Raw genomic sequence first — 15,618 nt, forward strand, 5'->3', positions numbered from 1 at the left:
TCCACGTAGTTTTTGCCGCAGGTTTAAGACAACATGGCGTTCAGGTGAACTCACAGCACCAAGCGGTAGCCGATTCCCGTCTCGGTCGTAAAGTACTGCGGGTTCGCCGGGTCGGCCTCCAACTTCTGCCGCAGCTGGGAGATGTAAACCCGTAGGTAGTTCGTCTCTTTCTTGTACGCCTGACCCCACACGGCCTGCAGCAACTCCACCTTCGTAACCAACGTCCCGCGGCGACGGATCATGTGTTCGGCAATGCCCCATTCGCGCGGGGTGAGGTGCACGTCCTCACCGTCCACTGTGACGCGCTTTTCAGGCAGATCAAACTTCACCCGCCCGTCGGAGGTCTCAACCATCGGCTCCTCGGGGATGCTCTCGCCGGGCGCCCTGCGCAACGCCGCCCGCAGGCGTGCCAGCAACTCGCCGACGGAAAAAGGTTTGGTCACGTAGTCGTCCGCCCCCTCGTCGAGCGCGTTGATCTTGCCCGATTCGTCGTGGCGCGCGGACACCACCAGCACCGGAATATCCGTCCAATTCCGCAGCGAGCGCAGGACCTCCAGGCCACTCAGGTCCGGCAACCCGAGGTCTAGCAGCACTGCCTGCGGGTGCCACTTCGAGGCCTTTTGAATCGCCGCCGTCGCGGTCGTGGCTACCTGTACGTCGTAGCCACGCGCCCGCAGGGTGACGAGCACCGCGTTTGCCAGGGCGACGTCGTCTTCTACCATCAAAATTTTCTCGCCGCTCATGGGGCTAGCTGTTCTCCTTCTTCTTTCTTTGTGACGCCAGGCGCCTCCCCGTCCTCCAGGGCTCCCGTTGCCTTCGGCAGGGATAGAACCAGTGTGGCGCCTCCACCTGGGGTTTCTCGGGCTTCAAGTGTTCCGTTCATGGCTTCGGCAAACCCGCGCGCAACTGCCAGGCCAAGCCCAAGGCCATTGGTGTTGGCAGTTTGATCGCCGAGGCGCTGGAATGGGGTGAAAATGTCGTTTAAGTGTTCCGAGGGGAATCCCGGACCGTGGTCGATAATGGCCAACTGCACAGTGCCATCAGCGCCAGCGGTTCCAGCGGTGCCACCAGCGCCAGCGGTCTCCTCAGCGCGCAGTTCAATGCGAGAGTGGGGAGCGTAGGTGCGGGCATTAATCACAATGTTTGCAATGATGCGCTGCACCAAACCTGCATCGCCCAAAACCGGCGGGACTGAGGCGTCGATAAAAGAGTCGATGTGCTGTGTGGCCTCCGGCAGTTCGGCGCGGACGGCCTCGACCACATTGGTGTAGAGCACCGGGGAATTGTGCACGGCGACGGCATTGGAGTTCACACGGCTCATATCCAGCAGGTTGCCGATGACGGTTTCCAATCGGTCGGTACTGGTCTCGATGGTGTCCAGCAGTAGAGCGCGGGAATCATCATCCAGCTGCATGTCATCCATGTTCAGAGCACTGACCGCGGCTTTGATACCGGCCAGCGGAGTGCGCAGGTCGTGCGAGACGGCCGTAAGCAGCGCGGTGCCCACCCGGTTGCCGGCCTCCAAAGCGGCGGTGGCTCGGCGCATTGCGTCGATCTGCTCACGGTCAATGATGGCGGTGATACGGGCGCCGTGCGCCTCGATCATCGCACTTTCGGCAGGGGAGAGATCGCGGCCGCCGAGCACGAAGCGCATGCCATCGCCCGCGCCAACATGAGCCGGAGCCTTCTTACTATTCCACGGTTCACCGATACCACCGGGGTCGGTGGTCTCCATCGTGAACCACTTCTTGCGTTCCTTCGAATATTGCTGCAGATCCACGCGGCGCAGATTAAATGTCTCGCGCAGGCGCTCCAGCAGGCTGCGGATATCGTCGCCCTCGTCCAGAGCACCGCGGGCCAAATCGGAGAGCACCACGGCCTGCCCCAGGCGCCGATTGGCGATGGCGCGCCGCCTTTCCGCAATATCCACCACCACGGCCACAGCCGCGGAGATCACAAAGAACAGGATAATCTGCACCACGTTGGCAGGTTCCGTGACAGTGAGCGTGTGGAAGGGGTGGGTAAAGAACCAGTTAGCCATCACCGAGCCGATGATCACCGCCACGATCGCCGGACCGAACCCGCCAGCCAGAGCTGCGAACACCGCAATGGTCAGGTAGCCCAGCAGGATGGATCCCAAGGCACCGTCTTCGCGGTCGAAGGGCAGCATGGCGAAAGTCAGCAGCACAGGCCCTGCTATCGCTAACAGCCAACCGAGTAAACGGCGCGCCGGGCTGAGCTGCTTCGAGGTATCCAGACCCGACTTGCGCGCTCGCGACAGGCTAAAGAGCCTGGGTTTTTTGGCATCGGCAGACTTAGTAGACGCGCTGGACGTGGACACGATGTGCACATCGATACGCCCGGAACCGTCGATGATCTTGTGGCTGGTCGAGCTGAACAGGCGGCTCATTCGCGTGCCCAGACCAATCACCAACTGCGAGGCATTGACCGTGCGGGCGAACTCCAGCAGCGTATCCGCCACGTCATCGCCCTCGATCACCCGCCACTGGCCGTCGAGGGATTCGGTGAGCTCCTGCAACCGCCGCAGCCGCTGGGGCAGATCGGCCCCCAGCGCTTCGTCTGCGCCGGAGACATAAACCACCAGCATCTCGCGACCTGCCACGCGCCCGGTGATGCGCGCCCCGCGGCGGATCAGCGCCTCGGAAACCTCATCGCCCTGTACAGCCACCACCACGCGCTCGCGGGTGGGCCAGTTTTCCTTGATCTTCTTGTCTTCGCGGTACTTTTCCAGTCCCTCGTCGACCTTGTCCGCCAGCCACAGCAGACTCAGTTCGCGGAGCGCCGTGAGGTTGCCGACCCGGAAGTAGTTATTCAGCGCAGTTTCCGCCTGCTGTTGGCGGTAGACCTCACCGCGGGCGAGGCGGATACGCAGCGCGTCGGGGGAGAGGTCCACCAGCTCGATCTCGTCGGCGTCACGCAGCACCTGATCCGGCACCGTCTCAAGCTGGCGCGTACCGGTGACAGCAGAGACCACGTCGTTGAGCGACTCCAGGTGCTGGATGTTCATAGTGGAGATGACGTCGATGCCGGCATCCAGCAGCGCGTACACATCGTGCCAGCGCTTTGCCGTTTCGGCAGTGCGGCTACTGTCCGCGGCTTGCTCACCCACCACGGTGTGCGCCAGCTCGTCGACAAGGATGATCTCCGGGTGCGCTTCCAGCGCCGCTTCAAGGTCCAGTTCCGAGTAATTGCCACCCCGGTGCGGAACCGTTTTGCGGGGCAACGTCGGCAGTCCCTCAGTGAGCTTACGGGTACGTTCGCGCCCGTGGTCCTCCACGATGCCAACCAGTACGTCGCGCCCGCGGTCATACAGGTCGTGCGCTTCGTTGAGCATGGCACACGTCTTGCCCACGCCAGGGGCGAAGCCGAGGTAGACCTTCAGCGTGCCACGCTTTGTCATCGTTGCTTGTGCTCCTTGCTTTCCTGCTGCACCCTGTTCGCGGTGCATATGTGGGTGACGCCACGTCTCCCAGCGTTAATTACTTTTTACACCGCCAGGCAGACCACGCTGGGACTTTTCCCAGCGCTACTGCTCGCTGAGTGCCTTGTTGAGCTTCACCACATTAACCGGTGCTCCGTCGGCGCTTCCGGTGTAGTTGCCCTCGGTAGCGTCATTGACAAGCTGTTCTACCTTCTGCTGGTCCAGGCCGCGTTCCTTCGCTACGCGCGGAGTCTGTAGCTTGGCGTAGGCAGTAGAGATGTGCGGGTCTAGGCCAGAACCGGAAGAGGTCACGGCGTCCACCGGAACCTCCTCAGGCGAGACTCCTTCGCGCTGGGCGATTTCGTCTCGCTTTTCAGCGATAGCCTCCTGGTACTCCTTGCTATAGGGGGAGAGGTTGGTCGCGGAGGACGCCATGGCGTCATAACCATTGTCTCCCGCAGCAGAAGGGCGCGGGAAGAAGAAGCCCGGCTTGGTGACTTCCTGAGCGATAAGGGTGGAACCGGCGGGCTGGCCTGACGCATTGGTGATCATCGAACCGTCCGCCTTGGCGGGCATAATCCGCCCCACACCCACCATGAACGCAGGGTAAACGATGCCCAGGATCAGCGTGAGCAGGAAGAAAGTGCGCACTGTTGTAGAGGCCAGACGCAGGCCATTGCTAGATGTTGCGCGTGCCATGGGATTACTGTGTTTCCTTTCAAAAGGGGCCGGCAAAAGCAGACCCGCAGGGTTAGAGTCCGAAGACTCCGGAGATAATCAGGTCGATGATCTTGATGCCGATGAACGGCACGATCACACCACCGAGGCCGAAGATGGTCAGGTTTCGCGAGAGCAGGGAGGCTGCGGAACCCGCGCGATACTTCACGCCCTTCAAGGCCAGCGGGATCAGCGCGATAATCACCAGCGCGTTGAAGATCACGGCGGACAGGATCGCGGACTCGGGGGAGTGCAGACGCATGACGTTCAGCGCGGACAAGCCAGGGAAGGCAACCACAAACATCGCCGGGATGATGGCGAAGTATTTCGCAATATCGTTGGCGATACTGAAGGTGGTCAGCGCACCACGGGTAATCAGCAGCTGCTTGCCGATGGCCACCACGTCGATCAGTTTCGTCGGGTCGGAATCCAGGTCCACCATGTTGCCGGCCTCCTTGGCGGCGGTGGTGCCGGTGTTCATGGCCACGCCCACGTCGGCTTGAGCCAGGGCAGGAGCGTCGTTAGTGCCGTCGCCGGTCATAGCAACCAGGCGACCTTTAGCTTGTTCCTTGCGGATCAGCTCTAGTTTCTGCTCCGGGGTGGCTTCCGCCAGCACGTCGTCCACACCGGCCTCGGCAGCGATGGCCTTCGCGGTCAGTGCATTATCGCCGGTGACCATGACAGTGCGAATGCCCATCTTGCGTAGCTGCTCGAAGCGCTCGGTCATGCCGGGCTTTACTACGTCTTTCAGGTGAATGACGCCCAAAACTCGGCCGGTGAGATCCTCGCCCTGGGAGTTTAGGGCGATTTCAGCGACAACGAGCGCGGTGCCACCACTGTTGGAGATGTCGTTGACGACGTCGGTGATGGAAGGCGGGACGTCACCGCCCAGGTTGGTGACGAGCTTGGCAACCTCGGACGCAGCACCCTTAACGATCTTGCGGCTCGTGGCATTGCTGCGGGCGGACCATTCTGTGTGCTCCCCAGCGCCAGCGGGTAGCTGAATGCCACTCATGCGGGTCTGAGCGGTGAAGGGGATGAACTCGGCCTCGCGGAAGGTTTCCTCGGGAATGACGAATCCAGACTGCTGCTCGGCGAGCTGCACGATGGAGCGGCCTTCCGGAGTTTCGTCCGCCAGCGACGACAGCTGGCAGGCGTAGACGAGCTCTTTCTGGTCGATGCCTTCCATGGCCACGAACTCGCTGGCTTGGCGGTCACCGATGGTGATGGTGCCGGTCTTATCCAACAGCAGGGTGGCAACGTCACCGGCTGCCTCGACGGCTCGGCCGGACATGGCCAGCACATTGTGCTGCACCAGGCGGTCCATACCTGCGATGCCGATGGCGGATAGCAGCGCACCGATGGTGGTGGGGATGAGGCAGACAAGCAGGGCAACCAGCACCACCGGGGACTGTTCCGCGCCGTTGAAAGCAGCCATAGGAGCAAGCGCCAGAACCACGATCATGAAGATGATGGTCAGCACGATCAGCAGTGTGCCCAGAGCCAGTTCGTTCGGAGTCTTCTTGCGCTCTGCGCCTTCGACGAGGCCGATCATGCGATCCATAAAGGACTCGCCCGGCTTGCTGGTGACGCGGATAGCGATGGCATCGGAGAGCACGCGGGTACCACCGGTCACGGCGGAGCGGTCACCGCCGGATTCACGGATAACGGGTGCGGATTCGCCGGTAACAGCGGACTCGTCGACGCTGGCGGCGCCCATAATGACGTCGCCGTCGGCAGGGATCACGTTACCTGCGCTCACCAGAACAATATCGCCTGGCAAGAGGGACTCGCTGGAGACTTCCTCGCTGACGTCCTTAATGCCTGCACCGGAGTCCTCCAGTGCGCGAGCCAGATGGGGGTCGTTGACGTCGGAACCGCCGAACTTGAGCGCATTGGATTGGGTGCGAGTGGAACGAAGGGCGTCCGCCTGTGCCTTACCGCGGCCTTCGGCAACGGCTTCGGCGAGAGTGGCGAACAACACGGTCAGCCACAGCCACACTGTGATTGACCAGGTAAACAGTGAGGGGTGTGCGATCGCCAAAATGAGGGTGAAAAGCGCGCCGACTTCTACCAGGAACATCACTGGAGTCTTGTACAGCAGGCGCGGGTCCATCTTCTTCAGCGCCAGCGGCAGAGCCTGCTTTAGCTGGGCTGCGGAGAACGCACCTTCGTTCTTCTTGTTGTGCTTGGCTGGAGCCGAGGCACGCTTCGCGGTGGAGCGGGAAGGGGCATTGAGGGTTGTCATGACAGGGCCTCCGTCAACGGGCCGAGAACCAGGGTGGGCAGGAAGGTCAGGGCACCAACGATGATGGCGATGCCGACCATCACTCCCACGAACTGCGGGCGGTGGGTGGGTAGGGTACCGGCGTTTTCAGCAGCCGGCTTTTGCTTAGCGAAGTCTCCTGCCAAGGCCAGAGCCATCACGATCGGCAGGAAGCGTCCCAGCAACATGCACAGACCCAGGGTGATGTTGAACCACGGGGTATCGGCACCGAAGCCGGCGAATGCGGAACCGTTGTTGTTGGAGGCCGATGTGTAGGCGTACACAATGTCGCTAAAGCCGTGCGGTCCATCGGCAGAAACCGACTCGCGGGTGTCTGGCAGCATGGCGGAAATACCTACGCCTGCCAGCACCAACGTTGGCATAACCAGGATGTACAGGCTCACCTTGGTGATCTCGGAAACGCCGATGCGCTTGCCCAGATACTCCGGGGTACGGCCAACCATCAGGCCGGCGACGAACACGCTGAGCAGGGCGATCATGAGCATGCCGTAGAGGCCGGTGCCGACGCCGCCGGGGGAGATTTCGCCCAGCATCATGTCGAGGATCAGCATGCCGCCCGCGAGTGGGTGGTAACTCGAGTGGAAGGAGTCCACCGCGCCCGTGGACGTCATCGTGGTGGTGACCGCGAAGAAGGAGGAAGGCAGCACGCCCAGGCGGTACTCCTTACCCTCCATACCGCCACCCTGGAATGCGGCCAGGGAGGTCTCGCTGGACATAACTACTGCCAGGGAGGAGAAGTACAGCACAGCCATGGCTGCCAGAACGGCCCAGCCCTGGCGGGTATCGCCCACCATCTTGCCGAAGGTGCGGGTCAGGCTGACCGGGATCACCAGGATGAGGAAGATCTCCAGCATGTTGGTCCATGCATTCGGGTTCTCGAACGGGTGGGCGGAGTTGGCGTTGAAGTAGCCACCACCGTTGGTGCCCAGCTCCTTAATGACCTCCTGCGATGCCACTGCACCGCCCGGGATGGTCTGCTGGCCACCCGTAATCGTCTCGACGGTGGTCGGGGCGTGGAAGTTCTGGATCGCACCCTGGGAGATCAGCAGGATCGCACCGATGATTGCCATCGGCAGCAGGATGCGGAACACAGCACGGGTCAGATCCACCCAGAAGTTGCCGATCTGGCCGTTGCCCATGCGGTTGGCCAGGCCACGGATCAGTGCGATGGCCACGGTAATGCCCACCGCGGCGGAAACGAAGTTCTGTACAGCCAGGCCAGCCATCTGGGTGAGGATGGTCATGGCTTCCTCACCGGAGTAAGACTGCCAGTTGGTGTTAGTCGTGAAGGACACAGCGGTGTTCCACGCCTGGTCCCAGTGCACGGGTTCCTTACCGTGGTTCAGGGGAAGCCACTGCTGCACGCGCTGCAGCAGGTAGACGAACACGACGCTGATAGCGGAGAACGCCAGCAGGCTTGCACAGTAGCGAGTCCACTTCTGTTGGCCGTCGGGGTTTACACCGATGAGTCGGTAGAAGCCACGCTCGAAGCCATTGTGCTTCTGAGCAGTGAACGTGGTGGCCATGTAGTTGCCCAGCGGCACGTAGAACGCTGCGAGGGCAATAATGACCGTGATGACAGGGATCCACCCTGTGATGCTGCCACTCATGAGAACTTCTCCGGGTTCAACAGGGCAACCAAAAGGTAGATGATGGCAAGGATCCCCAGGACCCCACCGACGATCAGTTCCCAGCTCATAGCTTATCCACCGCCTTCAAGGCGGCACCCATTGCGCCGAACAGCGCGCAGGTTACTGCAACCATTACAAAGTCAAAAAGCATGGGAATATAACAACACCGTTGTCACCCCATGCTTATGACTCTTTACGCTTTCTTAACGCCCCTCCTTAACACCGCCTTTTGACGCCCCGACCTGCGCCGGTGCAGGCGGATGATTATTCGCCAGCGATTGGCGTAGGTTGCAGCTTCCAGACCTCAGTGGCGTAGTCACGGATCGTCCGGTCAGAGGAGAACCGTCCCGATTCGCAGATATTCACCCATGCCTTCTGTGCCCAACCCTGCGGGTTCGCAGCGTAGTCAGCGGCCATGCGGTCGCGGACATCGCGGTAGTCTGCGAAGTCGCCCAGTACGTAATAGGTATCGGATGCGTCCTCGCCGAAGCCGTGAATCAGCGACTGCTTCAGATCGTAGAACCATCCCGTGTAGTCATCGTGCAGGGTGCCGTTATCCAGCGCATCGAGGGTGCGCTTCAGCCCCGGCACGGACTCGTAGAGCTCATAGGGCTTGTATTCGGCGCGCAGCTCCGGCAGCTCCTCTTCGCGGGCGCCGAAGATGTAGGCGTTTTCTTCACCGACCGAGTCCACGATCTCCACGTTCGCGCCGTCCATGGTGCCCAGCGTCAGCGCACCGTTCATCATGAACTTCATATTGGAGGTGCCGGAGGCTTCCTTACCCGCCGTAGAAATCTGCTCCGACACATCGGAGGCCGGCAGGATGTGCTCGGCGGGGGAGACATTGTAGTTCTCCACGAACACGACCTTCAGCAGCGGGGAGACCACCGGATCATTGTTCACAAGATCCGCGATCGCGTTGATGAGCTTGATGATCGCCTTCGCCCGCGTGTAGCCCGGCGCCGCCTTCGCGCCGAAGATGACGGTGCGCGGCGGCAGGTCGCGTTGGTGGTCCTCCTTGATTCGGAAGTACAGATCCAGCACGTACAGGGCGTTTAGCAGCTGGCGCTTGTACTCGTGCAGGCGCTTGATCTGCACATCGAAGATGGAGTTCGGGTCGATGACCACGCCCTGGCGCTCGGCGATCCACTCGGCGAAGTCGTGCTTGTTGGCTGCCTTGATCTCGCGGAGCTCCTGCATGACGCTCTCGTCGGAGGCGTAGCTGCGCAGTTCCTTGAGCTTGTCGAGGTCGGTGACCCAGGCGTCACTACCCGAAAGGCGAGTAAGCAGCGCAGACAGGCGCGGGTTAATCATCCGCAGCCAGCGGCGCGGTGTTACACCATTGGTCTTGTTGTTGAACTTCTCCGGCCACAGCGCAAACCAATCGCCGAGGGTTTCGCGCTTGATGATCTCCGTGTGGAGTGCGGCCACGCCGTTGATGGAATACGCGGCGTAGCAGGCGATCCACGCCATGTGCACCACACCGTGTTGGATCGGGGCCATTCTTTGGATGGTGACGCCATCAATGCCCTCCGCCGAACGCTCGATACGGAAGCGACGGTCGATCTCGGCGATGATCTCCCACACACGCCAGAACAGCTGCTGGAAGATCTGCTGATCCCACTGCTCCAGGGCCTCGGTGAGGACGGTGTGGTTGGTGTAGGCAAAAGTGTTGGAGACGATCTCCCAGGCATCTTCCCAGCCCATGCCGTGCTCGTCCATCAGTAGGCGCATGAGCTCCGGAATGGCCAGCACCGGGTGGGTATCGTTCAGCTGCACGGAGTGGAAGTCTGCGAAGTTCTTCAGGCTTCCATGCTGCGCCAGGTGGCTGCGGATCATCGCCTGCAGGGAGGCGGAGGTGAAGAAGTACTGCTGGCGCACGCGCAGCTTCTTGCCCTCGTAGGTGGTGTCGTTCGGATACAGTACGCGGCAAATATCGCTGACGCGCTCGCGCTCGATAATGGCCTCAGTGAAGCGCTGGGAGTTGAAAGCGTCGTAATCGAACTCCTCCCACGGCTCGGACTTCCACAAGCGCAGGGTGCCGACGTTGCGAGTGCCGTAGCCGGTGATGGGCATGTCATAGGGAATCGCGCGGACCTTCATATCATCGAAGTGCACGACCAGTTGATCGGAGGCACGGCGGATGGTGAAGGGGTATTCTTCCTCGCGCCACGGGTCCGGGCGCTCGACCTGGAAGCCGTTGTCGAAGGACTGACGGAACAGGCCGTAGCGGTACAGCAGGCCGTAGCCGGTGACGGGGTAGTCCTGAGTGACGGCGGAATCCAGGAAGCAGGCGGCCAGGCGCCCCAGGCCACCGTTGCCCAGGGCGGCATCGTTTTCGACCTCCAGCACATCGGTCAGCTCGTGGCCCAGTTCGCGGGCGGCGGCCTGAGCCTCCTCCACAAGACCGAGGTTGGTGAGGTTATTCAGCAGCGCGCGACCCATCAGGAACTCAGCGGAGAAGTAGTGCTGCTGGCGGGTGGCATTGTAGGCCTCGCGGGTGCGCTCCCAATCGTCGGCAATGCGCTCCTGGATGTTGCGGGACAGGCCCGTCCAGAACTTACGGGTGGAAGCGTGCTCGGGGCTGGTACCGGCGGCGGCGCGGACGTGGCCGCCTACAGTGGTGGAGTTCAGTTCGTGGCTCATAGGTACTGATTCTATGGTGCCGGCGGGGAACTCGCTGGTCGGGTTACGAGCATAGAGCCGCGCAAAATAAAGCACAAAAATGTGAACTCCAGCAGGCTGGTCAAGCTATACTAAACAAAAGCAAAGCAATGTTTGACTGTGTCTAGGATAGACGAGAAGCTCGCAAAGAGAGAGTGTAAAATGATAGCCCTGAGTGACATAAATGACAAACTTAAAAATACGAATTTCGATATACGTGCTACAAACCGTATCAAGCAAGAAACGGGAATAACCCCCCGTTTTATGGATCAAAAATGCACGCCCGATGTCTTAATGTCCGCAGCTCAATGGATTCTTAGCTTGGAAAGCAGTATCCAGAATGCCGGATTTGCTTGCAAAACGATATGGACCTCCGAGTTTTTTAAAATCTACATTAGAGAAGAGTTTTCAAAACCAGATGTTAGTGAAGAAACGGCGAGGAGTGAGTATGATAAATTTATAGCACAACCATTAAAAACGTTTTGTTTTGCAGGGCTTCTCACTGCAGAGAAAGCCGGCCACTCTATTTACTTCAAGGTTAAAGAAAAAGAAATTCTAGAATTCGTATCTATAAATCAAAGGAATGCGAGAGCATTTCTTATCTGGTATTTAGAAAAAGTTCTTGCAGATTCTGGAATATGGCCAAAATTCGAATATTATTTCGCGAACGTCAACCAAGAATCTTTCCTTAATTTGCGAGACGGTTTCAATCGACTAATTCTCTCCTCTACTCCGATCAATAATACCGTTGAAGTTCAAAGAATTTTTCCAAAAGTACTTAATCCTCTTTGTCACAAACGTGGCTTACAAGGTGCCATTAGGGGACGTCTTTCCGCAGACCCAATAACGGCAAGTGAGCTACTATACAATAGGGAAAACTTTCGCGATTTTGGTAAAAAGTCCAAAAACCAAACCAGAGCGCAAGCATTAGAAAAAATTGCTCTCAAGAGTAACAATGCAGACGCGTTGATGAATCAGAACATGAAGGTCATCAAGAACATGCATCAACATGTCAGTGAAGTTAAGGATGCGTGGGGGAATGGGGTCGCAACGCAGGTTCACCACATATTCCCTAAAAGTAGCCACTATGATCTAAAATCTGTTCCTGAAAATCTAATTCTCTTAACAGCGACACAGCACAACACGAAGGCACACCCTAAAAACCGAACTGGCGCGGTAGACTTTGATTATCAAATTGAATGCCTACTGGCTAAATTGGAGAGCGTTCAAGATTGTATCGATAGCGCAGATTGTGATTTCTATGATCTGCAACGATTTATTAGTGTTGTCAATCTAGGCTATAAAGATATCGGGATAAGCATGAATGCGACCTATGAAGATCTTGTTGCAATCTTACGGGGGTATCAAAATGGCGAAAGAATAAATAGAAGTCTGAGGGAGTGAGGGATAGTTTGTATGTAAAGTCGGGCTTTACGCTAGACTACTGATACTGAGAAAGTAATGGTAGTATATCAACCTCAAAATATATTTTCAGGTGCGCGGACGACAGCTTAAACCCAAAAATGTAATTAAAAATGCTTCTCAGTAACGATTTTTCATAAATAATGCCGTTACAGGTCAAGCTAGCTTATGATGATTACGCTATTAACGACGAATGTTTCTATATCGTTAAATTTCTACCGTCTTTTTTGTATGGATAGAATAGACAAAAGTGTTGGATAGCGTGACCTTTTGCTGAAAAGATTTCAAATAACCTAAAATTTGTGGAACTAAAGTCCTCATATTTCTATTGGGTATAAAAATAAAAATCATAATAAATACCCGAGTTGGTAACATTGCGACAAATACACTTATGGATCCGGCTTCTCGGTGGTGCGCTATGATTTGTGAGTTACACGTCTGTGACGTACCCCCGTGTTCCTGATGCAGGTATCGAAAACGAGTTCTCAGCTCGGAAATAATAGCTACGTACAGCAAGGGTCAACAATAATCTATTGCTAGGTTTATAAAAGCCTAGGTTTTAGCAACATTAAGATCCACTAATTTCAACGTTAAAACAGTTTTCCTGTCGAAGAGTCAAGAGTGCGGTCGTTTGCCATCTACTGGAAGTATTGTCGAGCAAAAAAATGATAGGTAAACGAAAAAGATTCCAACTTAAGGGGTCTAGTGGGCTATACAGTGAAAGCAGACGACACCGCGAGCCGTCTGGAGAAAGATAGCAGATTGGATTCACAAGAAGCCGTTCAAAAGCCGACCAGCTTGTTACCGGAGCAGCTACGTGCGGGCTTCATTAGGCGGTCATAAAAAACCATATAACCAGCAAAAGGAGGATTCGAGGCTTGGGTGGCCGAGATTTTCCTCTAAACAAAAGACGGTGGTAATGTAGTTCGCATGCGACCTCAGTTGACTTACGCCACGTTGTTCAGCGCCGCCGGATTAGGTTGTTATGGATTCAAAGAGGAACAATACCGATGCGTTGCGACCGCCGAGCTGATTGCGAGACGCCTAGAGGTTCAAAAAGCCAACAGTGTTTGCGAGAGACCTGAAGACTATTTTCTGGGAGACTTGTCCGAACAAGCTTTTCTTAATGAAATCATCGAACATGTTCGAAGTGCTACGAAAGATCTGACTTTTGTTATTGCAACACCACCATGTCAGGGAATGTCGGTAGCAAACCATAAAAAGAAAAATGAGCTTCAAAGAAACTCGCTAGTTGTGAACTCACTTCTATTTATCGAACAAGTTAAGCCAAGATTTTTTGTTTTAGAGAACGTTAGAGCGTTTCTAAAAACTCTTTGTACTGATGTCAATGGCGATAACAAGACTATCAACGACGCTATTGATCAGCATCTTTCCGGTGATTATAATATTTATCGAAAGGTAGTCAATCTTAAAAATTATGGCTCACCGAGCTCCAGGACCAGAACTTTAGTGATTGGAGTTCGTCACGACCTGCATGGAGTGACGCCTTTGGATATATTCCCTAAGGAAGAAGAGGCTCCAACCTTACATGAGCTTATAGGCGATTTACCCGCCCTTAATACTATGGGCGAAATATATGAAGATGATATATATCATAGTTTTAAGCCCTACGCGCCTCACATGCGTCCATGGATATCAGATTTGGGGGAGGGACAATCTGCTTTCGATAATACCGAACTGGTAAAAAGGCCACATCATTGGGTAAATGGTCAACGTGTAGAGAATAAGAATGGAAATGGCGACAAATATAGGAGGAATATTTGGGATAGGGTAGCTCCTTGTGTTCATACCCGAAATGATATTTTATCTAGCCAATCAACTATCCACCCAGTTGATGACCGCGTTTTCTCGATTAGAGAATTATGTCGACTTATGGGGGTCCCTGAATCTTTCAAATGGTCTCAATTTGAGTTGGTTGAATTAAATTCGTTACCGAAATCTGAAAAAGAGGGCTATTTAAAAGATCATGAGGGTAATATAAGGCAATGCCTTGGTGAGGGGGTTCCTACTCCCGTAATGAAATCGATTGCGCGCCGAGCTAGGATAATAGCCGAAAACGGGTTTGAAAGCGAGATTTCACGTACCCTGCGGAAGTATGAATTAACTAATTCGAACCGGAAGAAGTTATGTGGCCACTACACACGGCAAGATATTGCCTATTCTTTAGTAAGCCTACTTCAAATACCTAAAAAGAAGCGAATTTCCATATTGGAACCATCGTGTGGTTCTGGTTCTTTCCTGCCCTCAATAATGTCTTTGTTCGAGGGCAAGGATCTTGACCTCACTTTGATTGATATTGATAAAAGAGCTGTAGATACTGCATGTGATTTATTTGAAGATGAGATGATTAGTAAATCTATCAATTCAGATACCTGGATTGGTGATTTTCTATCGTATACGCCATCAGTGGAGTACGATTTTGTTATAGGAAACCCACCTTTCGGGTCCTCTGGTGCGTTTGATAACCCGTTTTATTTAAAAGACTGGTACGCGAAGTTTCTTCGGAAAGCTCTACAGATTTCGAACACCGTAGCTTTCATCATTCCAAAGTCGTTTATTTCTGGGGCTGAATTTAAATCGTTTCGAGACCATCTCTCGCATGAGTATAAGATTGAAGCTATTGAAGATTATGGCGAAAGCGCTTTTTTAGATGTTAAAATAGAAACGATTGGATTGATCGTATCTCGGAATGTTTCCGAAAATCGGAATCTTTTGGTTCGTTCGCGTCTTTTTAATTCCATTCGTTGGACGAAGCAGGACTACGTCTGCAGTAGTGAGTACCCCAATTGGCTTCTTTATAGAAATGGTTTTTTTGATAAGGTAGCTGCACATATCGAGTTTAATTGCTTTGAGGTTTTTAGAGATAGGAAGATTACCAAGAAGCTTTTTCGAGAATCGGATGGATTGCCAGTTTTAAAATCCCGCGGTCTCCGTGCGGGTACGTTGGACTCTTCAGACGTTTTTGTGGATTCTTCAGTGGTGCCTGCATCGTTTTGGAATATAACGAGTCACGGAGTGTGTTTAGTTGCTCCAAATTTATCTTACTATCCCCGGGTTGCAATTCTGCCGCAGGGTTACTATGTCGACGGCTCTGTGGCAGTGCTAATCCCTAAGATTGAGTACCCTGTTGAAAGGACAATCGAATTTTTGAATTCTCGTTTGTTTTTTTATTTTTATCGAATCGCGAGGAATTTTTCTGTTCGCTCGTTGAATTTAGATAAAGTTTCGATTTTCTGGTGGGGCATTCCTTTTTTCGAAGATCAGGAGTTTTGTTCATCCAACTTGCCAACACCCAGTTCAAAAACTCTTTTCGTTTTGCCCGATAATTGTTGATTTCGACTGTTGATCGGGTATTTTAAATATTATCCTTTGCGAAATTTTGTAATATACTTTATTGAATTGAGAAACCGGTCAACGTTTGCGTTTTAATATTA

Annotated in this window: 9 protein-coding genes; 2 read left to right on the forward strand and 7 right to left on the reverse strand. The window is 55.0% G+C overall.

The genetic code is table 11. From position 1 onward, the window contains the following. Positions 1-50: 50 nt before the first annotated feature. The 7 genes from ACUY2T_RS03265 to malP all read right to left on the reverse strand — a co-directional run bounded on the left by ACUY2T_RS03265 (position 51) and on the right by malP (position 10,723). The gene (locus ACUY2T_RS03265; RefSeq protein ID WP_448307556.1) at positions 51-743 is read right to left on the reverse strand and encodes a response regulator; all 693 of its coding nucleotides are present in this window, start codon (positions 741-743) and stop codon (positions 51-53) included. Then, positions 740-3,421, reverse strand: a complete 2,682-nt coding sequence (locus ACUY2T_RS03270) for a DUF4118 domain-containing protein (RefSeq protein ID WP_448307557.1) — start codon at positions 3,419-3,421, stop codon at positions 740-742. The genes ACUY2T_RS03265 and ACUY2T_RS03270 overlap by 4 nt, the downstream gene beginning before the upstream one ends. Positions 3,422-3,547: 126 nt before the next feature. Continuing rightward, on the reverse strand, positions 3,548-4,141 hold the full coding sequence (gene kdpC, locus ACUY2T_RS03275) for a K(+)-transporting ATPase subunit C (protein ID WP_448307558.1): 594 nt from the start codon (positions 4,139-4,141) through the stop codon (positions 3,548-3,550). 52 nt (positions 4,142-4,193) lie between these two features. Then, positions 4,194-6,407, reverse strand: a complete 2,214-nt coding sequence (kdpB, locus tag ACUY2T_RS03280; protein ID WP_448307559.1) for a potassium-transporting ATPase subunit KdpB — start codon at positions 6,405-6,407, stop codon at positions 4,194-4,196. Next, entirely contained in the window at positions 6,404-8,056 is a 1,653-nt protein-coding gene (kdpA, locus tag ACUY2T_RS03285; RefSeq protein WP_448307560.1) for a potassium-transporting ATPase subunit KdpA, read from the reverse strand. The genes kdpB and kdpA overlap by 4 nt, the downstream gene beginning before the upstream one ends. Continuing rightward, positions 8,053-8,145, reverse strand: coding sequence for a K(+)-transporting ATPase subunit F (gene kdpF, locus ACUY2T_RS03290; protein ID WP_034992682.1), 93 nt, complete (start codon positions 8,143-8,145; stop codon positions 8,053-8,055). Before kdpF ends, kdpA begins: the two co-directional genes overlap by 4 nt. Positions 8,146-8,341: 196 nt before the next feature. Next, on the reverse strand, positions 8,342-10,723 hold the full coding sequence (gene malP, locus ACUY2T_RS03295; RefSeq protein ID WP_448307561.1) for a maltodextrin phosphorylase MalP: 2,382 nt from the start codon (positions 10,721-10,723) through the stop codon (positions 8,342-8,344). A 180-nt stretch (positions 10,724-10,903) separates the two neighbouring features. Here malP and ACUY2T_RS03300 point away from each other — a divergent pair, with 180 nt between their 5' ends. Both ACUY2T_RS03300 and ACUY2T_RS03305 read left to right on the forward strand, forming a co-directional pair. After that, a complete protein-coding gene (locus ACUY2T_RS03300) occupies positions 10,904-12,145 on the forward strand; it encodes a hypothetical protein (RefSeq protein WP_448307562.1) in 1,242 nt (413 codons plus the stop codon). 948 nt (positions 12,146-13,093) lie between these two features. Further along, the gene (locus tag ACUY2T_RS03305) at positions 13,094-15,517 is read left to right on the forward strand and encodes a DNA cytosine methyltransferase (protein ID WP_448307563.1); all 2,424 of its coding nucleotides are present in this window, start codon (positions 13,094-13,096) and stop codon (positions 15,515-15,517) included. The last annotated feature ends 101 nt before the right edge of the window (positions 15,518-15,618 follow it).

Source organism: Corynebacterium sp. 22-2729, from assembly GCF_053479475.1.

Coding starts and splice junctions, on each gene's coding strand:
- kdpF (WP_034992682.1), bottom strand. CDS start 8,145: ATGAGCTGGGAACTGATCGTCGGTGGGGTCCTGGGGATCCTTGCCATC.
- kdpB (WP_448307559.1), bottom strand. CDS start 6,407: ATGACAACCCTCAATGCCCCTTCCCGCTCCACCGCGAAGCGTGCCTCG.
- kdpA (WP_448307560.1), bottom strand. CDS start 8,056: ATGAGTGGCAGCATCACAGGGTGGATCCCTGTCATCACGGTCATTATT.
- malP (WP_448307561.1), bottom strand. CDS start 10,723: ATGAGCCACGAACTGAACTCCACCACTGTAGGCGGCCACGTCCGCGCC.
- ACUY2T_RS03270 (WP_448307557.1), bottom strand. CDS start 3,421: ATGACAAAGCGTGGCACGCTGAAGGTCTACCTCGGCTTCGCCCCTGGC.
- ACUY2T_RS03300 (WP_448307562.1), top strand. CDS start 10,904: ATGATAGCCCTGAGTGACATAAATGACAAACTTAAAAATACGAATTTC.
- kdpC (WP_448307558.1), bottom strand. CDS start 4,141: ATGGCACGCGCAACATCTAGCAATGGCCTGCGTCTGGCCTCTACAACA.
- ACUY2T_RS03305 (WP_448307563.1), top strand. CDS start 13,094: ATGCGACCTCAGTTGACTTACGCCACGTTGTTCAGCGCCGCCGGATTA.
- ACUY2T_RS03265 (WP_448307556.1), bottom strand. CDS start 743: ATGAGCGGCGAGAAAATTTTGATGGTAGAAGACGACGTCGCCCTGGCA.